General features: G+C 42.7%; 18 protein-coding genes. 14 read left to right on the plus strand and 4 right to left on the minus strand.

Annotated features, from left to right (window positions below):
- Positions 1-641 precede the first annotated feature (641 nt).
- The 3 genes from MHN32_RS17060 (at position 642) to MHN32_RS17070 (ending at position 5,200) form a co-directional block, all read left to right on the plus strand.
- Positions 642-2,252 carry a hypothetical protein gene (locus MHN32_RS17060; protein ID WP_010605746.1) on the plus strand — a complete coding sequence of 537 codons (1,611 nt, stop codon included), beginning with the start codon at positions 642-644 and terminating at the stop codon, positions 2,250-2,252.
- Between the two features lie 322 nt (positions 2,253-2,574).
- Positions 2,575-4,188: a hypothetical protein gene (locus MHN32_RS17065; protein ID WP_010605745.1), complete on the plus strand. Its 1,614-nt coding sequence runs from the start codon at positions 2,575-2,577 to the stop codon at positions 4,186-4,188.
- A gap of 334 nt (positions 4,189-4,522) precedes the next feature.
- Positions 4,523-5,200: a hypothetical protein gene (locus tag MHN32_RS17070; protein ID WP_239422379.1), complete on the plus strand. Its 678-nt coding sequence runs from the start codon at positions 4,523-4,525 to the stop codon at positions 5,198-5,200.
- 10 nt (positions 5,201-5,210) lie between these two features.
- Here the strand turns inward: MHN32_RS17070 and MHN32_RS17075 are convergent, their stop codons facing one another.
- Entirely contained in the window at positions 5,211-5,501 is a 291-nt protein-coding gene (locus tag MHN32_RS17075) for a ribbon-helix-helix domain-containing protein (RefSeq protein ID WP_239422380.1), read from the minus strand.
- Between the two features lie 21 nt (positions 5,502-5,522).
- Between MHN32_RS17075 and MHN32_RS17080 the strand changes: the two genes are divergently transcribed.
- Both MHN32_RS17080 and MHN32_RS17085 read left to right on the plus strand, forming a co-directional pair.
- Positions 5,523-5,915, plus strand: a complete 393-nt coding sequence (locus MHN32_RS17080) for a VOC family protein (RefSeq protein WP_239422381.1) — start codon at positions 5,523-5,525, stop codon at positions 5,913-5,915.
- A 655-nt stretch (positions 5,916-6,570) separates the two neighbouring features.
- Positions 6,571-7,017, plus strand: a complete 447-nt coding sequence (locus tag MHN32_RS17085; protein WP_010605741.1) for a transposase — start codon at positions 6,571-6,573, stop codon at positions 7,015-7,017.
- Positions 7,018-7,237: 220 nt separating this feature from the next.
- Here the strand turns inward: MHN32_RS17085 and galU are convergent, their stop codons facing one another.
- Positions 7,238-8,134, minus strand: coding sequence for a UTP--glucose-1-phosphate uridylyltransferase GalU (gene galU, locus MHN32_RS17090; protein WP_102056114.1), 897 nt, complete (start codon positions 8,132-8,134; stop codon positions 7,238-7,240).
- Positions 8,135-8,735: 601 nt separating this feature from the next.
- Entirely contained in the window at positions 8,736-11,234 is a 2,499-nt protein-coding gene (locus MHN32_RS17095; RefSeq protein WP_343224410.1) for a S8 family serine peptidase, read from the minus strand.
- Positions 11,235-11,861: 627 nt separating this feature from the next.
- Between MHN32_RS17095 and MHN32_RS17100 the strand changes: the two genes are divergently transcribed.
- From MHN32_RS17100 to MHN32_RS17140, 9 genes are all read left to right on the plus strand, one after another.
- The gene (locus MHN32_RS17100; RefSeq protein WP_235366864.1) at positions 11,862-13,385 is read left to right on the plus strand and encodes a curlin; all 1,524 of its coding nucleotides are present in this window, start codon (positions 11,862-11,864) and stop codon (positions 13,383-13,385) included.
- Positions 13,386-13,512: 127 nt separating this feature from the next.
- Complete coding sequence (locus MHN32_RS17105; RefSeq protein WP_029215819.1) at positions 13,513-13,902, plus strand: CsgE family curli-type amyloid fiber assembly protein; 390 nt, start codon at positions 13,513-13,515, stop codon at positions 13,900-13,902.
- Between the two features lies 1 nt (position 13,903).
- Entirely contained in the window at positions 13,904-14,353 is a 450-nt protein-coding gene (locus tag MHN32_RS17110; RefSeq protein WP_010605736.1) for a curli assembly protein CsgF, read from the plus strand.
- Positions 14,354-15,139: a CsgG/HfaB family protein gene (locus tag MHN32_RS17115; protein ID WP_174170378.1), complete on the plus strand. Its 786-nt coding sequence runs from the start codon at positions 14,354-14,356 to the stop codon at positions 15,137-15,139.
- 234 nt (positions 15,140-15,373) lie between these two features.
- The gene (gene mpl / locus MHN32_RS17120) at positions 15,374-16,717 is read left to right on the plus strand and encodes a UDP-N-acetylmuramate:L-alanyl-gamma-D-glutamyl-meso-diaminopimelate ligase (protein WP_010605734.1); all 1,344 of its coding nucleotides are present in this window, start codon (positions 15,374-15,376) and stop codon (positions 16,715-16,717) included.
- A 5-nt stretch (positions 16,718-16,722) separates the two neighbouring features.
- Positions 16,723-17,346, plus strand: a complete 624-nt coding sequence (locus tag MHN32_RS17125) for a flavin prenyltransferase UbiX (RefSeq protein WP_010605733.1) — start codon at positions 16,723-16,725, stop codon at positions 17,344-17,346.
- Positions 17,347-17,352: 6 nt separating this feature from the next.
- Positions 17,353-18,273 (plus strand): ABC transporter ATP-binding protein, encoded by a 921-nt coding sequence (locus MHN32_RS17130; protein ID WP_010605732.1) that lies wholly within the window; start codon positions 17,353-17,355, stop codon positions 18,271-18,273.
- Positions 18,274-18,275: 2 nt separating this feature from the next.
- The gene (locus tag MHN32_RS17135) at positions 18,276-19,043 is read left to right on the plus strand and encodes an ABC transporter permease (RefSeq protein WP_239422383.1); all 768 of its coding nucleotides are present in this window, start codon (positions 18,276-18,278) and stop codon (positions 19,041-19,043) included.
- A 94-nt stretch (positions 19,044-19,137) separates the two neighbouring features.
- Positions 19,138-19,803 (plus strand): SAM-dependent methyltransferase, encoded by a 666-nt coding sequence (locus MHN32_RS17140; RefSeq protein WP_102056120.1) that lies wholly within the window; start codon positions 19,138-19,140, stop codon positions 19,801-19,803.
- 42 nt (positions 19,804-19,845) lie between these two features.
- On the opposite strand, the gene MHN32_RS17145 is transcribed toward MHN32_RS17140, so the two are convergent.
- Positions 19,846-21,768, minus strand: a complete 1,923-nt coding sequence (locus tag MHN32_RS17145) for an EAL domain-containing protein (protein WP_239422384.1) — start codon at positions 21,766-21,768, stop codon at positions 19,846-19,848.
- Between the last annotated feature and the right edge of the window lie 383 nt (positions 21,769-22,151).

Here is a 22,151-nt window from a genome sequence, read left to right on the forward strand (position 1 = left end):
GTTGGAGTTTGGAACCTTGTCGCGGGGTTATGTATTCGTAGCAGCGACTTTATGTCGCGATGCTGTTATCTCGGGGTAAATCCGCAGCTTTAGGTGTGGCGTTTCGGTGCTGCTGTCGCGGGATAAACCCGCTGCCACGAGGTTGGAGTGCTTGTCGCGGGGCTATGTATTCGTAGCAGCGACTTTATGTCGCGACGCTCTTATTACGGGATAAATCCCGGTTACGGATCGCGATTCTCTTTTTTATTTTATCTCGTGACGATAGCTGCACTGAAGCTATCGCTACACATTTACAATTTATACCTCGTTAATAAACAACCATTATGTTGCAATTATTTACGATAAATTTAACTTCATTCATTGTGTATTTAGTGTACCAACGGTATCCTACTTTCAAACTAAATCAAGCGGTTGGATCTAACGCTTTACTGTGATAAATTAGCGGGGTCATCGTGGGCTGTTTCTATCTTGGTCATAGTTTTGACTACAAAGCTCGCGTTGAATCGGGTCAGGGAGTGACTTAGTCCCTGTCTACCATACAAATTTTTAATTTAAAGCTTTCATTGCTAGCAATGAAGCTTTTTTTGTGTGTTAACACGCTAACGTGGCGTTGTTAATAAAAAAGAAAACAAGGACTAATCATGATTGCAAACAAAAAATCTCTTCTTGCGCTGTCAGTCGCATCTGCGTTGACGCTTTCAGGCTGTTTCAGCGACGATGACAATAACACAACAACTCCACCACCAGAGCCTACAGATCCTGTAGTTGTAGCACCTGATGCTCCTAATGCTCTTTCTCTAGTTGTGAATGGTAGCGTTGTTGACAAAAACAGCACTAACGTTGTTCCTGCAACAATCGCATTCCTAGAAAATGGTGAAGCTTCTGAAAACATCGTAAATACCAAAGGCGAAGTAACTGCAACAGTTGAAACTGGTGATGCTGGTAATTTTGTATTTACTGTTAAAGAAGGTGCTGAGCTTTCTCAAGTAACAGCCGTTGTTACAGCGAACGGTTACTTCTCAAAGAGCTTCAACATTGATCTAACTACGGAAGAAGATGTTGCTGAAGTTGCGGTTCAACTAGCACTTGTTTCTAAAAATACAGATTCAACTGTTGAAGAAGTTGTAGAAACTGAAGTTGAAGGCGGTGTTGTAGACGCTGCAATCACAGCAACAGCAGCTAAAGGCAAAGCTGGTGCTAACGTGGTAATTCCTGCTGGCGTTGTACTTCGTGACGCAAATGGTGAAGCTATCACTGGTACAAAAGTATCACTAAACGTTGGTTCTGCAGATCCTACATCTTCAGCTGCCGGTGCAGTGCTTCCTGAAGGACTGAATGCAGATAGCGCTGCGACTTTAGCAGCTCCAGTTGGTGTTGCTAACGTAACAATGACTGATGAGAATGGCGTTAAGATCAAAAAGTTCAGCAACCCAATCTCTATCTCAATCTCTATTCCAAAAGATACTGTACTAGCATCTGAAGGCCGCGCTGTTGAAACTGGTGATGTATTAGGCCTTTCATCTCATAACGAAGATACAGGCGTTTGGACTAAAGAGACTAATAATGAAGTTACTGTTGGTGCTTTAAACGAAGCAGGAACTGCGTACAAAGCTTCGTTTATGACCGACCACCTTACATTCTTCACCGCAACTGATGAAGTTGCTGTATGTAATAATGATGTTTCTGTAAACATCACTGGTGACGTACCTGCAGGCGGCTTATTTGTTGATGTGCAATCATCTGATATCAATGCAACTAAGTTCATTGCTTCAGGAGCAACTTCTAAAGTTATTTACACTGCGGAAAACGCGGGTAAAAATAACGTAAGTGCAGACGCGACAGCACGTATTGTACTTCGTGATGCTGAAGGTACAGTTTGGTTTGATACTGAAAATGAAGTAGCTGTATGTGGTGAAGCTGTTGCAGCAACGTTAGAAGCGCCAGCGGTTGAGTACACAACAGCATCATTTGACTTAACGGGTGTTTGTTCTAATGATGAGTCGGTTTCTGTTCCAGTACAAAACTCAGTGATTACTTACCGTCGTGCTGACAAAGCAACATACCTTGCTGCAAATGCTGAAGGTACATATTCGTTAAATAACCTAGTTGTTGGCGAGACGTACACTGTAAGCATTGATCCATTATCACTAGAAGTTGCAGAAGGCCAAGCTACATCGTTTACTTTTGAAGCGGGTGCTGAAGTTGCAGACCAAGAGCTAAAAATGGCTTGTGAGACAGTAACTGGTTCTTAATAACGTCTGTTATTAAGCCTTAAAAAAGCCGCTGAATAGCGGCTTTTTTTGTTGTCAAAAAAGTTACAGACATCCTAACATAAGTACGCTTAGCAAAGTTTGGACGTCATAAATATTATTAAAGTAATATTACGGTTGTTATACACTTGCTTCTATTAAAGGGACTTGAAGTAACTTTGTATACGAAAATCTTTAAAAATTATTAAAAACTTATACTATCAAGCTGGACAATCTTAAAACCTTCTCTATATTTAAACTTCGATGTATTAAAACGCGCGACGGTGCCGCCTGGCGCTTTCAAAAAAGGGAACAAGGACCAATCATGATTTCGAACAAAAAATCTTTACTCGCTTTGTCTGTAGCTTCAGCTCTAGCATTATCTGGCTGTTTTAGCGATGATGATGATAATGTAGTTGTTAAGCCGCCAGAACCAACAGATCCTGTGATTGTGGCGCCAGAAACGCCAGCTGCTCTAGCATTTGCTGTAAGCGGTAACGTAGTTGATATTGATACTGTTGATATCGTTGCACCGGCAACAATTGCCTTTTTTGAGGATGGAGAGCCTGCCTCAAACTTGGTTAACGTCAATGGTGATGCAATAACACAGATTGCAACAGAAGATGGTAGCTACACCTTTACCGTAAAAGAAGGTGCAGACGTTGGGATCGTAACTGCGGTTGTAACTGCTGACGGCTATTTTTCAAAAAGCTTTGAAATTGATTTAAGTAACGAAGACTCTGAGGCAACTTTAGAAGCTGAATTGGCGCTCGTGTCAAAAAGCGGTGATGAAGTTGTTGAAGCAAGCGTTTCTGAAAGTGTAGCTAATGCAACAACTGCATCTGCTGTTACTGCTGCGGCAGCAAAAGGTAATGCAGGCTCTGATGTCACTATTCCAGCCGGCGTGCAATTAAGAGATGCAAACGGTAATGCAGTTACAGGTACTTCTGTTTCATTAACTGTTGGCTCTGCGGATCCTACATCCAGCAAGATCTCCGCTGTTTTGCCAGCTGGATTGAGTGCAGATAGTACAACCAGCGTTAAAAAGCCAGTTGGTGTAAGCAATATCGTGATGCAAGATAACAATGGAACTAAGATCAAGCAATTTAGTCAAGAGATTGATGTTTCTGTTTCACTTCCTGTCGCAACCTTAGCACCATCTGGTGATAGAACAATTCAAACGGGAGACCTGTTTGATGTTTCTTCGAATAATGAAGATACAGGTAAATGGCAGTCAGAAACGAATAAAGCAACTGTTGGTGCGTTAAATGCGGAAGGTACGGCTTATAAAGCATCTTTCAAAACCGATCACCTTACGTTCTTTACATTGTCTCGTTCAGTTCCAATCTGTACGCAAGGTATTACTGTTAATGTGACTGGTGATACTGTTCCGAGTTCAGGTCTATATGTAAGTATGACTTCAGCAGATGCAAGCGTATCAAGTTATTTACGTGGTGGTAGTACGTCAAAAACAGTCGTTTCTGCAAGCACTTCAGCTCGTTACGGTATTAGCTCAACGGCATCAGCACGTGTAGTTATTCGTGACGCAGCAGGTAACGTGTGGGGGAATGCTTCTGCAACGAATGCTGAAGTTCCGGTATGTGATGGCCCAATTTCGATCGCGCTAGCAAATCCAATTCAAACCACAGTTAATGAAAATGTAACTGTTAGAGCAGTTTGTTCTAACGATACAACGGTAACAGAAGTTATCCCAGGTGCGATTGTAAAGTATAGAGCTAGTACTACTAAGCCATTCCGCACAGCAGCAAATAATGGTGACGGTACTTTTGCACTTTCTGCACTTAACGGTGATATCGCATCATATGCTGTTAGCGTAGATCCTCGAATTTCGGCACCATTCACAACGTCTATTACGCCTGATGGAACAGATGAGACCATCGATGTTTCAGTAGCGTGTGACACTGTAACGGGTAGCTAAGAAAAGAATGATTAGTCCAATCAGTTAAGCCGCGGAGACGCGGCTTTTTTCTTTTCTCAATTAAATATATACATGTAGGTATTACTCGTTATCACTTTTTCGCGGGATAAACCCGCTGCTACAAACTTGGCGTAGCAGCGACTTTAGGTCGCGACTCTTTTATGGCTTTAGGTCACGACTCTCTTTTATGGTTTTATGCCACAACTCTTTTCTTTACGCGCTTGTCGCGGGATAAACAGGCTGCTTTGAGGAGAAGGTAACTATCAAACTTCCGAAAAAGACTAAAAACCGTTAAACTTAAGATCTTTAGTATACTCAATACGTTGACTACAGTATGAAATCTCATTTAGGCCGAAGAGCGTTTTCCTCTATGGAACTTCATACTTTGTTCAATGGCTATATATACTCGGATGAAAAGTTGAAGCGTGAGCAACCCAAGCATTGGCATTTTTGGTTACCTTTGCTGAGCTATTATACGGGGGCTTACAGTGATGAAATTGGTTCTCTTACACTTGATGATATTCATTATGAAGATCATGTTCATGTGTTTCATTTTAATACTCACGGTAAAATTCAACCACGTATTGTGCCCATCCATTCTGCTTTATGGCAAAGCGGGTTAGAGCAGTATTTAGCACTAGTCAAACAACAAGCTCATCATCGCATACTATTTGATTTACCAGCTAAGACTGGGCGCTATAGCGAGAAAGTCAGAATTTGGTTTTCTGGCGAAGGGGAAAGGCAAGGGTACTTGCAGAAGTGTGGTCTACCTAATGTTGACCAGCAAGGCATGAAAACTGCGATCAGCAGCCTGCGTTTGAATTTTGAGCAGCAAGTTAGAATTTCAGCTATACAGCTCGGTACAAAAAGCAGCTTCCAATACTTGCTGGGTCTCAAGCAAGATGGCCATGAAGTGAAACGTCCTCCTCTTTGCTTACTGAAGCAGGTCATTTCACCAATCCGAGTTATCAATCCGAATATTACATGGCAACGCTTTTTAGATCGACAGTAAAGTGTAGTATTCAGCTACTACCACTGTGTAGATCGTTTGCTTTATTATTTGCAAGGTAAGTTAAGCAGGTAATACGCAACATTGACGCCAAATTTTTAATCTCACCATGGCGTTCAATTACTTCTTGATAAAGAGTTGAAATAAACTCAGCTAAAGTAAGCCGTTCATTCTTAGCTATGTTTTCTAGCAGGTGCCAAATTTCGTTCTCTAAAGCAAGGCTAGTAACAGCACCTTGAATTCGGATAGAGCGCTTATCTACTTCGTAGCAGTGAGGGGGGGTTGATGCGTAGAGCTCACACATATAAATTCCATAGGTAAAGTAATGGCAAAAATGATCCATTCAATGATCAGAGTGAAAGATGCTGGTCATTCAACTAAATTTTATCATGATGTATTTGCATTGACAGTGAAGCGACGACTAGATTTTAGTGGCTTTTCTCTTATCTATCTTGGCAATGAAGAAACGTCCTTTGAATTAGAGCTGACTTGGAATCATGAGGCTACGGATTATACCATCGGTAATGGCTATGGGCATCTTGCATTTGCTGTAGATAATTTGGAAGTAATTTACGATAAAGCCCAAAAAAGTAACTACAATCCTCAAGCAGTCAAGGACTTTTATAATCACGATGTATTGGTAGCAAGGTTCTTTTTTATCAAAGATCCTGATGGGTATGATATTGAAGTGATTGAAAAAAGTGACGTATATCGGTAGAAACGGGGGACTCCGCGTCAAAGGTTGTAAATCTCAACATAAAATCGTTAAATAAGTCGCGACCTAAAGTCGCTGCTACGCATGTGCAAACCGGTAGCAGCGGGTTTATCCCGCGACCCTAAGCTATAGAAGAGTCGCGACTTAAAGTCGCTGCTACGAATGTGCAAAAACCGGTAGCAGCGGGTTTATCCCGCGACCAAGGTTGGTGTAAGTCGTGATATCAAATCTTACAAGCGTCGCGACCTAAAGTCATAAAAGAATCGCGACCTAAAGTCGCTGCTACGAATGTGCAAACCAGTAGCAGCGGGTTTATCCCGCGACCAAGGTTGGTGTAAGTCGTGATATCAAATCTTACAAGCGTCGCGACCTAAAGTCATAAAAGCGTCGCGACTTAAAGTCGCTGCTACGAATGTGCAAACCGGTAGCAGCGGGTTTATCCCGCGACCAGGGTTGGTGTGAGTCGTGATATTAAATCTTAAAAGCGTCGCGACCTAAAGCCATAAAAGAGTCGCGACTTAAAGTCGCTGCTACGAATGTGCAAACCAGTAGCAGCGGGTTTATCCCGCGACCGGGGTTGATTCCAATATACTTTTCAAGTTTGCTCTCTTTCAAATCTGCTCTATTCTTTATGTACGTAGAGTTATAAGGATATAACATGTACAAAAGTCAAAACTTGAGGAATAAGCGGGTCTCACTCGTAAATCAGTTCTATGCAATTACCGTAACGTGCAAAGATAGAAAGTCGTACTTTAACTCCTTTTCGATTTGTGCTGAGGCCGCTAAGACAATCATGGCTTGCGAAAAGGAACGCCTTTTTAAAGTTATTGCTTTCGTTTTAATGCCTGATCATCTGCACTTAATCATACAGCTAAATGGCTCCCTTAGCTTGTCAGATGCAATTCGCGCCGTAAAGGGTCGAATTACGACTCGTTTACGCTCATTTGGTGTCTTTAGCTTATGGCAAAAAGGTTATTATGAACACTTGATTCGAAGCGAAGATGATTTAAAAGAGCAAGCAAGGTATATAATTCAGAACCCAATAAGGGCTAACCTTGTTACGCGGGTATGTGAATATCCATATTGGTTTTGTATATGGGTGTGATTTATTAAGGTGATTGAAAGTCATTACAAGCGTCGCGACCTAAAGTCGCTGCTACGAATGTGCAAACCGGTAGCAGCGGGTTTATCCCGCGACCAAGGTTGGTGTAAGTCGTGATATCAAATCTTACAAGCGTCGCGACCTAAAGTCATAAAAGAGTCGCGACTTAAAGTCGCTGCTACGAATGTGCAAACCGGTAGCAGCGGGTTTATCCCGCGACAAACTAAGAAGCTAGGCTTAATTGATGAAAGCGTTTTAAGAATTGTGAAAATTCTTCACCTAACTGCTCGTCACGAATAGCATATTCAACGATAGCTTTAAGATAACCCAGCTTATCTCCGCAGTCATGTGAGCGTCCACTCATATGAAAAGCTTCAACGGTTTCTTTTTCCATCAACATATCGATTGCATCTGTTAACTGGATCTCGCCACCGGCACCGACAGGTGTTTTCCTTAATAGGGGCCAAATATTTTTAGAAAGTACATAGCGACCAACCACTGCTAGGTTAGAAGGAGCCTCTTCAATGCTTGGCTTTTCGATCATATGCTTTATCGCGCTACTCTCGCCAGCGCTAAGTTGAATGCCATTAACATCAGCGATACCGTACTTACATACGTCCTGCTGTGGAACCGGTTCTAGCATAATTTGGCTAGTTTTGGTTTGGTTAAAACGAGAAAGCATTGCAGCAAGGTTTTCTTTACTTTGATCCGCAGAATATTCGTCTAAAACTACGTCAGGTAATACAACAACAAAGTCATTGTCACCAACAATGGGCTGCGCACATAACACAGCATGTCCAAGGCCCTTAGCTTCACCCTGACGAACATGCATAATAGTGACGTCGTCAGGACAAATTGAGCGCACTTCATCCAATAGCTTGCGCTTTACGCGCTTTTCTAATGTAGCTTCCAGCTCAAAGCTAGTATCAAAATGGTTTTCAATTGCATTTTTGGACGAGTGAGTCACTAATACGATTTCTTTGATACCTGCTGCAACGCACTCTTTGACTATGTACTGAATCAGAGGTTTATCTACCAAAGGCAGCATTTCTTTTGGAATTGCTTTGGTCATTGGTAGCATCCTAGTTCCCAAACCTGCCACAGGAATCACTGCTTTCATATCATCTCCGGTTTAATTCTTGCTGCCTTTTTTCGACATAGCCCGCAATTTTAACCATTATAAGCTAAGTTGCAAACAAATTTATGTTGCAATATGTACGGTTGGTAATTGAAGTTTGGTTTTTAACTCTAGCGAATGATGTTCCATCGCGATGTAATAACGAATGATTATTAGTTCTTTCTGTTGCAAGTATATAATACCAATTAATCTTAATACTTGTTCAATTTGACGGAGCAAAACTGATGCTATCTGCGTTAAAAATTTCTTATTTAGAACAACTGAATAGCAAACTTTTCTCTTGTTTACATGGATGTAGGTACTTTGGCGATAGCAGGACGCGGTAGCGGTATTATCGACAATATTTTCTCGCCTCAAAATAGATCACTTAATTAAGAGAATTGGTATAAATCCATATTTATCCGCTTATTTAAAGGACTTATGTGGTTAGTACTTCGAGTTGAAGTGGTTATAACGGTTGGGTAGTCAGGTGTTGTATGACGTGTTATTGGGTTTCTAGGTATTAAAATAAGCCTATGTGGCAATATTTTATGGCCCAAAAAAGCCCCTTCCGGGGCTTAGATTATTTTTGGGGATAGAGTGATTAAAAGTTCACTGTGATTTCATTTGAACAGATTTCACTAGATTGACACACTTTATACGTGTAGCTGGTAGCTTCTAAATCACGAGAGAAGTCTCTGAATTTACCAGTATTTGAGACAGATTCAATCGCTTGTCCATCACGGTAAATCGTTACTTCATCTGCACTGCTGCCTTGCCATGAAAGTTCTACGCGGATAAAGCCTAAGCGAGACTTATTTGCGCGAACTAGCGATAGCTCAATTTCATCAGTACTAACAATAACAGATTGGGTTGTTGTGTGGCTGTTGCCTTCACTATCAGTAACAGTCAGAGAAACGCTGTACTCACCAGATGCTGCAAACTCATGGATCGGGCTTGCGTCAGTACTGATGCTGCCATCACCAAAGTCCCATGCCCAACTAACGATGTCATCGTTCGGGTCGCGGCTCTCATCAGTGAATGTCACGGCTAAGCCTGAAGCTGCAAAACTGAAGCCCGCAACTGGAGGTTGAGGAGATGTTTCACCAAGGCCTGTTAGGTTCAGAGTCCAACTGTTCAATGTTCCAGTATCGATACCTGCATTATCTGAGACAGACAATGTCCAATCACCTGTTGCAACTTCACCATTAAACGCAGCTGAGTTAAAGGTTTGGTTAATGTCGTCTGCGGCACCACCTTGACGGTTATGCAGTGTTGCTACTGTTCCAGCTGGAGAGGTAAGTGTAACAATTAAGTCGCCAATGTAGGTGTGTGTAATATCCACTAGGGTATTACTATCAAACACAGTAACCGTATCAGCTACAGTGATCACAGAAGTAATACCAGAAGCATCGTTATCAGGGATGTCTACCGCGGTAGTATTTTCATAGCTGAAATCGCTTAACCCTTGAGGTAATACATATAGTCCTACCTGCTCTTGATCTGCAAGTTCACCTGATGTTGCATTGAGTGTAAAGCTATATTCGCCCCATTGAGTCGAAGCCGTAGTTGGTACTGAAAGTGTTACAGTATCGCCAGGCATTGCGGTAGTCGCAGACAATGTCGCACCAGCAATTGGTGAGGTAACAGACAAGTCTATAGTACCCTGCCAGTCAGCGACCGAAGCAAAAGTAAATTCGTATGTTGCAGTATCGCCCGCCGTGATTTCCTGATTAGCAGGACGAGCTGACACTCTAAAGCCAGGCTCTGGGTCTGCATCGATTACTGCTTGATTCACATTTAAGCGCTTACCAGATACTGTTTTATCTGTAAGGTCAGCATTAACATCACCACTTTGCATCAGTAGGTTTTTAAGCTCGATAGCACTTAGTGTAGGATTGATAGAAAGTACCAGAGCAGCAGCACCTGCAACGTGAGGTGTCGCCATTGAAGTACCTGAGTAACTTGAATAACCACCACCTGGAACGGTAGATAAAATTGCGCTACCTGGTGCGCCCATGTCAACAGACGTTAAACCCCATTGAGAAAATGAAGACATCGCATCGGTATGTGTTGTACTTGCAATAGAGAATACGCTGTCGTGTTCATAGCTTGAAGGATAGTGAGGGTTTACGTCGTTATCTACCGCACTGTTACCAGCTGCGGCAACAAATAAGATATCCGCATTTTCACTGGCTGTGATTGCATCAGAAAGTGCTTGGCTGAAGCCGCCGCCACCCCAACTATTATTAGTAACACGAACGTTATGACCCGTGTTTTTAAGCGCAACCATATAGTCAATACACTCAATCGCATCTGAGGTTGAGCCTGAGCCTGATGCATCGAGGAATTTACAGCCTACGATAGACACCTCATGGTTTACACCAGCAACGCCCGTTGCATCGTTGCCTGAAGCACCGATAGTACCCGAAACGTGCGTACCGTGGCCTTGGTCATCCATCGGATCGCCACTACCAGTAATAGCATTGATACCGTGAACGTCATCAATATAACCGTTACCGTCGTTATCAATACCATCCCCAGCTATTTCACCCGGGTTGTGCCATGCATTTGCGGCTAGATCTGGGTGAGTATAATCAACACCGGTATCGATCACACCGACGATAACATCACGTGAGCCAACCGTAATATCCCACGCTTCAGGAGCGTCAATGTCGGCATCTGCTGTACCACCAGTTTGACCTGTGTTGTGCATACCCCACAATTCGTCAAAACGACTGTCATCGGGAATGCCAAGTGCTTTTACTTGATAGTCAGGCTCAACATATGCAACCGCTGGATGATTAGCCAGTTTTTCAATCGCTTGTTTTGCTGTAATGCTATCTAGCTTAAAGTTTGCTAAACGACCTTTCAAAACATGACGGTATTTATCATCAACACCGTCAGCATTTAAATCTGCCATTTTTGCTTTTACTAGGTTTCTTGCATTTGCACGAAGTGCTGCAGAGGTATTTTCTTTAAATACAACTAGGATGCTGTCGTCTGCAGTCGCGGTTGTTGTTTCAATTTGAACTGCCGCTTGAGCTGTGAAAGCAAGTGCTGGTAGCAAAGCCAAAGACAATGCAGAAAGTTTAGATCTCATATTAATAACCTTTTTAATTTCAAGCGTATCCATCGATACACGATTTTTGAGTTGGTAATTTTTCTGGTAGTGGCTGTGGTCTTTTTGGCAACGTCTTAAAACCTAGACGCAGATATTCAGCAGTGCAATGTAAAAAAAGCGTTAATTAATAAAATCAGGATTTTTTACTGGGTAGGAGGTTTAGGAATGAATTATTTGGTTCTTTTTTATGGGATGTATGGAAATGGGTGCGTTTGAACTTTAACCATACTTTTTTTGTATCTCCATTTTTTGTTCGTAATTTTGTGTAAGTTTAGTTTTGTATCGTAATGAAAAATAAAGGATATTTTTTTCATAAAATCTTCTTATTTATCTTCGGTTGTTCCCATCTTAGAGTTAAAGATGACTAGACGTAATAAAATATATTATTTCATCATATTGATTTGCTGACTTTGATATAGATTACGTTTTTCATTAAAAATGTAACACTCTGGTAACTGGCACAGGTGGGAGCGACTCAAGAGTAATGAGTCATAACAGGACGTTAGTTAAGTGAAAGGTTGCAGTTGGCTGAGTTCGGCAACAGCTCAAAGCCTGCACTAAGCACTTAATTGAAAAATAATATAATAAATCTCTAAGGAGAACAGTGTGAAGTTTTCAAAATCAATCGTGAGTTGCGCTATCGCACTTGCGCTAACACATTCTATTACAGCACATGCTGAGGCAAAATCAGATAATAAACCACTTTCAACTTCTGCACTTTCACAAGTAGAACGTGTAAGTGGAACAAGTAATGAGCTTAAGCTTTCACAAACTTCAGGTAGTCAAGGTGGCAACGAGTTAGCTTCTGTGCAACTGGGAACATCTAATCTGACAGATGTGACTACGGTTGGCGACAACAACATTACAGAAGCCGATCAAAATGGTACTGGTAACGTCGCTATTATAACAACAACCGGTAACAACAATAACCAAGTATATAGCCAAGATGGTGAATCTAACGGCGCATTAACGGAAGTTACTGGCGACGATAACGCGATTGACATTCAGCAGTCAGGTAGCGGGATCCTTGGGATTAACAACGAAGCCATCAATATCATTAATGGCGATCAAAATACTATTACGGTATCTCAAGGTTCTGGCGGTCAATGGTTCTACAACCTAAATATGCAAGGTAGCCAAAACGAGGTATCAGCGACACAATCAGGTATGTGGAACGAAGCCACACTTGAGTCTGTACAAGGTGATATGAACCAAATTACTTTGGACCAAGATGGTGTGTATAACCAATATAAAGTGGTTAGTCTACAGGGTAATGAAAACGAAATTGAATCGAGCCAAAGCGGCAATTTCAATGTTATCGCCGTAGAGACAGTGATTGGGGATGACAACCAAATTGAGATTGAGCAGTCGGAAGGTGATAGCAATACGGTTAACGTATTTGAAATTACTGGAGACAATAACGAGCTTAGTATCGATCAGGAAGGCTCAACTAACACCTTTGCGTCAGATTTATTAGTTGGTAGTGATAATGAAGTGACGGCTGAACAGCGTGGTGATGAGAACAAAGTTCAAGCTGACGTTGTTGGTGATAATAACGAATTTACCGCGATGCAAATTGGCAATGGCAACGAGATGTACCTTGGCGTTGCTGGTGAAAACAATGAGTTTTCAGCGACTCAAGTAGGTAATGCGAACATCGCACATGTTGCGAATTTCAACGGTAGTGATAACGATGTTGATGTTACCCAAACGGGTGATGAAAACGAGGTGGTAGTGCAATCATCTTACCCAGACGTTAGCCTTGCAAGCAATGACAACGCCGTTGATATCTCACAAAGTGGCACTGGCAATGGTGTTGTTGTGACGATGAGCAGTGTGTTCGATAGCAGTTCAAACCAAGTAGATATTGCGCAATCAGGCGAATTTAACGCGATAGATTTAATGCTTGAAGGCAGCCGTAATATGTTAGACATCACACAAAATGGTAGCAACAACTTTGTGATGGGTATGGGCTCAGAAGCATTCATTATCAACGGTGATGATAATGCATTTACAGTAAGCCAAATTGGTGATGGCAACTTAGTTCAAGGTGGAATTACAGGTAGTGGTCAAAACATTACCGTAACTCAGGTTGGTGACAACAACGTTGCGACTATCACTCAGCAATAACTAAGTAATAGCTAAGCAATTTAGACAGGGGGCAACACCAGCCCCCGTATTTTGTACTATTCAGCTAACCAAAATATCAATGTGAATCTCGTCAGTAAAGATATTCTATGCCGTGAGTAAACAAATAATGATAAGAATAATAACATTCTTGAGCGCCATGCTCGTTTCTACATTTTCACTGAGTGCACAAGAAGATGTAGAAATTGATGGTTTAGTGATGGATCAGAGTATTAGCCGATTTGGTCATCAGTTTTACTTTCAATTTTCACAGCTTTGGAGAGATGTTCCTAACACCTCGGGAATTAATATCACGGTTAAAGAAACGGTTTTACCAAGAGCAGGCACTCGGTTAGAAGTTTTAATGAATAATCGCGCAGTCTACGCAACAGCGATGGGAAGGAGAGGTGGCTCTGTTGATGAGCGAGTTGAGACTGCCATCTTTACTATTATGGATGCGATGGCGAGAGAACAATATCAACAGAATGGCTCAGAAGATTTAGCAGCAAGTGGGTGGTAACATGGCAACAATAAAAACAACAATCGTGTGTGCTGGTTTAATGCTACTTAGCGGTGCTCATGTGGCAGCAACGGAGCTGGTATATAAACCAATTAACCCCGCATTTGGTGGTAACCCGTTAAACGCCAATATGTTATTGAGTAAAGCGCAATCTCAAAATAAACACAGAGCGCCAATTATAGAAAAGACCTATGATGAAAAGTTTCAAGAATCACTCGAGCGTACGTATCTCAACCGCTTGGTAAGAGAAATTACGGATGTGGCGTTTGGTGATGACATCAAAGACAGTATTTTTGATCAAGACGCGACGTTTATGAGTGGCGACTATCAAATCCAAGTGATCACCAGTACACCCGACACCATTACGGTTAGAATAACAAATACAGCATCGGGTGAAGAAACCATTCTTGAAGTACCCAGATTTGCCGCTTCGGCTGGTGGAGGATACTAAATGCTCCGCGTAACTTTATTGGTATTGTTGTTACTACTTAGTGGTTGTTCTAGCATGTCACGTGTGTTGCCACCGGCGCAAAGTGTGGCTATTGAGCTGACCGATACCGAAACCTTTGCAGAACTAAAAAATTTACCCACACCTAAGGGGCGAATTCCTGTCTCGGTTTATTCATTTCGCGACCAAACAGGGCAATATAAACCACAAGATAATGTGAGTTCATTTTCAACAGCGGTGACTCAAGGCGCTAACTCGATTTTAATGCAGGCACTACACGAAACGGATTGGTTTATTCCGGTAGAACGTGAAGGGCTGCAAAACCTGCTGACTGAGCGCAAAATTATTCGTGCAGCAAGTGATGATAATGATACAAGCGCTTTGCCACCATTAATGACCGCAAAGATTATTTTAGAAGGTGGGATCATCAGCTATGACTCTAATATCCGCACAGGCGGTTTGGGGATGGAATATTTTGGCATAGGTGCATCTGAGCTTTATCGTGAGGATGTTATCTCTATTTATATGCGCGCAGTTGATGTTCGTACCGGGCAAGTGCTGCTTTCTGTCGCGAGTAGTAAAAAGGTGCTATCCATGGAGGTTCGGGCAGGGTTTTTCCGCTATGTGAGTTATAAACGATTGGCTGAAGCCGAAGCGGGTTTTAGCGATAACGAACCGATGCACATTTGTGTAACTCAAGCGATAGAAAAAGCGCTGACTTTGATGGTACAACAGGGTATCGAAAAAGGCGTGTGGTCGGCAGCTACCGCATCGCAGGTCGCGCTTTAGCGCGACAAACCTTTACCACAACGCTCCCTTTTGCGTGGCACGCACTACTAACCGTAGGTCGTGCTTTAGCGCGACAAAAATTTTAAGAACGATACAACCTTGAGCACGTTCTCACACTACCCACTTTAAAATAAAGAATAATACTGGTGCATGAGATTCAACAATAAAGTCAGCCACCAATAAGCTGAGTATGTTAATCTAAATGGCAATGAAATAATAAAGAACGCTAACATCATGCACGTACATATTTTAGGGATTTGCGGTACCTTTATGGGCGGGATCGCAGCCATCGCTCAATCATTGGGGCACAAAGTCACAGGTTCAGATCTCAATGTTTACCCGCCGATGAGTACACAACTTGAATCACTCGGAATTGAACTAACTCAAGGGTACGACCCTAAGCAACTCATCGATGTTGAGCCTGATGTGGTGATCATCGGCAATGCCATGAGCCGTGGTAATCCGTGCGTTGAATATGTTTTAGAAAAGGGTATGCGTTATACCTCAGGCCCTGAATGGTTAAAAGACCATGTATTACGCCAGTCATGGGTGTTGGCAGTTGCCGGTACACATGGCAAAACGACCACTGCGAGTATGTTGGCTTGGTTACTCGAATACGCAGGATTACGCCCGGGCTTTTTGATTGGTGGCATAGTGCAAAACTTTGGTGTGTCGGCGCGCACTTCAGATACGCCATTCTTTGTTATCGAAGCCGACGAATACGATACGGCGTTTTTCGATAAACGCAGCAAGTTTGTCCATTACTTACCTCGCACGTTAATACTCAACAATCTTGAATATGATCACGCTGATATTTTTCCAGATTTAAATGCCATTCAAACCCAGTTTCATCATTTAATTCGCACGCTACCCAGCCAGGGTAAGGCCGTATATCCAGCGGATGATACTGCGCTACAAAACGTCATTGAACGCGGTTTTTGGAGTGAGCAGGAATCCCTTGGTAAAGAATGGTCGTATAACTTGCTCAAGGCTGACGGCTCTCGCTTTACAGTGTTATTTGAAGGCGAAGAAAAAGGCGAAGTAAATTGGCAAGCGATTGGTGTACATAATGTCAAAAATGCCATGATGGCGATTGCGGCGGCAAGACATGTGGGCATTCCAATCGAGGTGAGTATCGAAGCGCTAGGGCAATTTATTTCTCCTAAGCGCCGTATGGAAATTAAAGGGGAGGTCAATGGCGTTACTGTCTATGATGACTTCGCGCATCATCCCACGGCAATAGCAACGACCCTCGCAGGTCTTAGAGCAAAAGTTGGAGATGCACCTATCATTGCTATTTTAGAGCCTCGCTCAAATACGATGAAGCTTGGCATTCATCAAGAAACCTTATTGCAATCCCTTGATGTGGCAGATGAAGTGTATCTATTCGAACCAGATGGCCTATCTTGGTCTCTTAAAGCACAAGCTGAAGCCGCGGGTCGTCAGTGTTTTGCAAGCGTAGATGAGATTGTCGCACAGGTTGTGACAAATCAAGCACCAAACCAGCATGTGTTGATTATGAGTAATGGTGGTTTTGGTGGCATCCACGACAAACTTTTAACTGCATTGAAAAAGTAATCATTATGTCAGAACAAACATTTAATGGGCCAATTACGCTGGCCTTTAGTGGTGCGTCGGGCGCCCCTTACGGACTGAGATTACTCGAGGTATTGGTGTCGTTAAACTATCAAGTTTACGTGCTAATCTCGAGCGCAGCCAGAGTGGTGCTGGATACTGAGTCCAATTTAAAGCTCTCAGGAAATGAACAAAAAGCAACAGAGCAACTACAGACGCTTTTCTGTGCTAAAGATAAGCAAATTCAGGTATTTGGTAAAGATAACTGGTTTAGCCCTGTGGCATCTGGCTCGGCCGCACCAAAGCAGATGGTGGTGTGTCCGTGTAGCGCAGGAAGCGTGTCAGCCATTGCACTTGGGGCATCTGACAATTTGCTTGAGCGCGCAGCAGATGTGGTGATCAAAGAACGTGGCCAATTAATATTAGTGCCGCGTGAGACGCCCTTTAGTCCAATTCACCTTGAAAACATGCTCAAGCTTAGCCGCTTGGGGGTGACTATCATGCCTGCAGCACCTGGTTTTTATCATCAGCCACAAAGTATCGACGATTTGGTCGACTTTATGGTGGCCCGCATTTTAGATCATCTACACATCGAGCATACCTTAGCTAAGCGCTGGGGTTATGGAGAATAATAAAATATGACAATAGCACTGAACATCAAAGGGTTAAAAAAAGTTTATAGTAACGGCGTCGAAGCCGTTAAAGGCATTGATCTCGAAGTTCAAGAAGGGGACTTCTTTGCGCTACTTGGTCCAAACGGGGCTGGTAAATCTACCACAATAGGGGTTATTGCCTCACTGGTGAATAAGACCCAAGGCAGTGTAGAGGTTTTTGGTCATAGTATTGATACTCATTTGGAAGACGCTAAGTCGAACTTAGGTTTAGTACCACAGGAGTTCAACTTTAGCCAATTCGAGACGCTAAACCAAATTCTAGTGACTCAGGCGGGCTATTATGGTGTGCCAAGAGACGTTGCCCATCAGCGAGCCGAGAAGTATCTCAAGCAGCTGGGATTATTTGATAAAAAAGATAAGCAAGCTCGCACGTTATCCGGCGGTATGAAACGTCGCTTGATGATTGCAAGAGCATTGATGCATGAGCCTAAGCTCCTTATTTTAGATGAACCTACGGCTGGTGTGGATATAGAACTACGCCGTTCTATGTGGGATTTTTTGCGTGAAATTAATAAGCAAGGCGTAACGATTATACTCACAACGCATTACTTAGAAGAAGCTGAGCTGTTGTGCCGTAATATTGCGATTATCGATAAAGGTACGATTGTTGAGCACACGACCATCAAGGCATTACTTGCTAAGTTAGACAAAGAAACGTTTGTACTTGATCTTAAGCCACCCATGCAGCCTGTGGCACTCGATGGTTACCAATTTACCACCGTCGATGACCATACTATTGAGGTAGAGGTAGCTAAGTCGCAAGGGCTCAATGGGGTATTCACACAACTCACAGAGCAAGGTAATCAAGTATTAAGTATGCGTAACAAAGCTAACCGTTTGGAAGAGTTGTTTGTTGGCTTACTGGAGCAGGGGAGAGGGGCATAATCGTGTTGAAATATGGCGTCGCGTTAAAAAGTATTTGGATAAAAGAGTGTATTCGGTTTTTACGTATTTGGGTGCAAACCTTAGTACCGCCAGCGATCACCATGACACTTTATTTTGTGATATTTGGCAGTTTAATCGGCTCGCGCATTGGTGATATGGGTGGCTTTAGCTACATGGAGTTTATTGTACCTGGCTTAATCATGATGTCGGTGATCACCAACTCCTATTCTAACGTCGCTTCGAGTTTTTATTCCACCAAGTTTCAAAAGAGCATTGAAGAACTACTCGTTGCACCTGTGCCTAACTATATTATTGTACTTGGCTATATGGGCGGTGGTATGGCGCGAGGCATGCTCGTTGGGCTTATTGTTACTATCATCAGTCTGTTTTTTGTGGATATTCAAATTCACAATCTAGCGGTTATCGTTATTACGGTTATTTTAACGTCAGCTGTGTTTGCATTAGGTGGTTTGATCAATGCGGTGTTTGCCAACAGCTTTGACGATATTAGTATTATTCCGACTTTTGTGCTTACACCCCTGACTTACCTGGGCGGCGTATTTTACTCAATCACATTGCTGCCGGAGTTTTGGCAAGGTGTGTCACAGGTAAATCCAATCATCTATATGGTAAATGCCTTCCGTTTTGGCTTTTTAGGTGTTTCGGACGTTGATATTGGCGTTGCCTTTACGGTATTAGGTGTATTTATATGTGGTCTATTTTGGTTGTCACTGCACTTAATTAAACGCGGTGTTGGACTAAGACACTAACCGCAGGATAAAGAATGAGCGCTGCTATCAATTGCAGCGCTCTTGCGTTATTTCAGGTAAAATCCTTACCATTCCCCCTTAATAATGACTGGTTATGACAGAAGCAAACTCTCGTAGTATCACCACTAATCAACAAGGGCTACACGAAAAGCTCGATGAAATCGTTACTAAGCATCTAACCGCTGAGTTTAAAAAACCCATTGCGGCACATACACAAAGCGCTTTCGATGAGGTTAATGTGCGAGTACAGGCCTTTAATGGACCGATTATTTTGGACTCATGTTGTGGTGTTGGTGAAAGTACGGCAAATTTAGCGAAGCGACACCCTGATGCATTGGTAATTGGCATTGACAAGTCTGCGCATCGACTAGATAAACATGATGTTGAATATAAACAAACGGAACAAGGCCAATATATTTTGGTGCAAGCCGATCTCAATGACTTTTGGCGATTAGCGCTGGAAGCCAATTGGCAGCCGAGTCACCATTATTTGCTGTATCCTAATCCGTGGCCGAAAGCTAAACACATTCAAAGGCGCTGGCATGGTAGCGCGGTGTTTCCTTTTATCGTTAAGCTAGGCGGTAAGTTGGAGCTGCGCAGTAATTGGGATATCTATGTAAAAGAGTTTGCCAGAGCTTTGGCGCTTAGCGGCGTTGATGTTGAAGTGGAAGCCTATGAAAGTGATGAGGCTATTACGCCCTTTGAGCGTAAGTATTGGGCAAGTGGTCAATCAAGCACCCGCCTCGTCGTAACGCTTTGAGCTAACCCATTACAAGTCCGACTTAAGATCGATAAAAGCGGCTTAAAGATGGCCGCTTGCTTTGCCTATCCAGCTACCTTCTAATCTTGCAACGCCTGCAGCTTCCAATTGTTTTGCCTGTTTGCTGGTGGCAACACAGGGTACAATCAAGTCGATCCGCTTGGCATTGCAATGGCTTGCAAGATATTCAATGGAGCTCAGCAGCATCTCATCTTCATCCAAGTTTTCACAAATACAGGCTTCTAAACAAATGGCATCAAGTGGGAGTTTTAAGATCCGATTGATGGTAAGAAAACCACTATTCACACCCGTTACTGCAACATTTGCACCTTTTGCTTTTAACGACTGCATCATTAAGCTCATATCACTAAAGTTTTTGAGCACATCCGTTTCATTAAACTCAAATGTGATAAGTTGTGGCTGCGGGTAACGGCGCAGGATCTGGCTGATATATTCAAAATATTCCGCATCCGCGATTTCACTGTGGCTCAATTGCATGCTCCAAGCATGGTTTGATTTACGAAACCGGGTGACGCATAACTCAAGCAGCTTCATGCTAATTTGGGCGCGGAGTTTTGGTTGCTTCATCACTGGATAAAAATGTTCGGCATCGATGATAGCGCCGCGCTCGTTAAGGACGCGTGCCGTGCAGTGGTACTGAATGTCAGCATGGTCGTGACAAGCTTTACGCGGTGTAAAAAAAGGAATGATGCGGTCTGATTCACACGCGCTTTGCAGTAAACGGGTGAGGTGGAGATTTTTTGATTGTTGCTGGGGGTTTATTTGCAGCTGAGAATCAAAATAACACACTTGGGTATTTTGCTGTTGGGCCTGACGTAGCGCGAGAAAGGCATTTTCAAGTAACAACGCGCAATTGCCTTTAGCAACACCCGCACACAAATTAACGTATAAATGCGGCGCGTCGTATATGGGTTTTGCACAAGGGAATGACTCGGTTAAGTTCGCCAAATAATGCTCACCATTTTCGATGCTGGTAACTAGCGCAATTTTAGAGGTGGTAAGGCGGTAAACCTCAAACGGATGGGTAAACTCGCTAAAGTAGCTCATGACTTTTGCCATAACGTTATCGCCGACTTCCGTGCCATAGAAGCTAATGATATCCTCAAGCTCCTTCACCCATACTACGCTTAAGCATAGGTGTTGCGATTTAGAATATTTAAGTGCTTGCTCAAGGGCAATACGGTTGCCAAATCCGGTGCGGCTATCTGTTGTTAAGGTCTTCTTGTAGTACATAAAGTACAAGCTCACGACAACCAAAAACATCACAAAGAAGAAGCTAGCGTCAATGGCGGCATCCATTACACTTTCTTGTAACTGACTTTCTAAATCGTGAATGGTTAAGTCTGCACCTGCTATATAAGTAGTGCCATCGGGTAGCACAAAAGGAATAAACACACTTTTAAAGTGGCCCCATTTGTCTTTGGCTATTTCAAACACAGGTTCGGTAGAGTGAAAGGCGCTTTTTAGGGTAATCGAAGCCTCGGAATAAACATCTTGATAACGTGTTAGTCGGTTGAGTTTAAGATCTTCTCGGGTGTAACTGGACGCGGTAAAGTGCACGTAAGGTGGTTTAAGCACCATGGTATAGACGTATTCAACATTTAAAGCACGGGCAAGCTCGGTGAGGGCATGGCTTTTTTGTTTAAACTCGGCTGGGGTTATTTGCTCTGGTGACTCGTGATACTTTTTGCCTACAATGACGTTGGCGCTGGTGGCTGCATTGATTAGCTGGGCGTCGATCCTCGCCATGATATCGCGACGCGTATCATAATAGTTGGCGATAACATAAATCGATAGGGCAGCTAAAAAGATAAAAGAGGCTAAAACGAGCCAAGCAACGGGGAGTCGGGAAGTATAACCTGTGAGCCCTAAAAGCGGCGTTGCTTTTGTCGTAGGCTGCTTAGATTTAGCTTTGAGGGGTTGAGCTATACTCCGAGTATTCATGATAATCCTTTATCCACAATATCGCGATTTAACGACGATCAAAATGCCTAACTAGCGTAAGCGTGGCAGCTGCTTTGTTACATAATATAAACAATACAACATAAATTGATGACTTGAGAAGAAATAAAGCAAAAAATTTCCTCACCAATGATCAATAAAATGCATTGTTGCGAGCAAGTCGGTAATATACCGTTTTGTTGGGTTTATGTCCCCATTTTATACCTTATTTTTGACGAGAATGTAAAATAGAAACTAAGGTATTTTTCACTGAACTTTCGTTGGGTTTTCATAAAATTGTCAATGTTTCATGAATTTTAACTAGACAATAGAAGACAATTCCCTTTCTTTACAGTAAAGTTAGCCATTTCATGTATCACAATCTC

Origin of the sequence: Pseudoalteromonas sp. Of11M-6 (assembly GCF_022347905.1) — a bacterium.
In the GTDB taxonomy this organism is placed as follows: Bacteria; Pseudomonadota; Gammaproteobacteria; order Enterobacterales; family Alteromonadaceae; genus Pseudoalteromonas.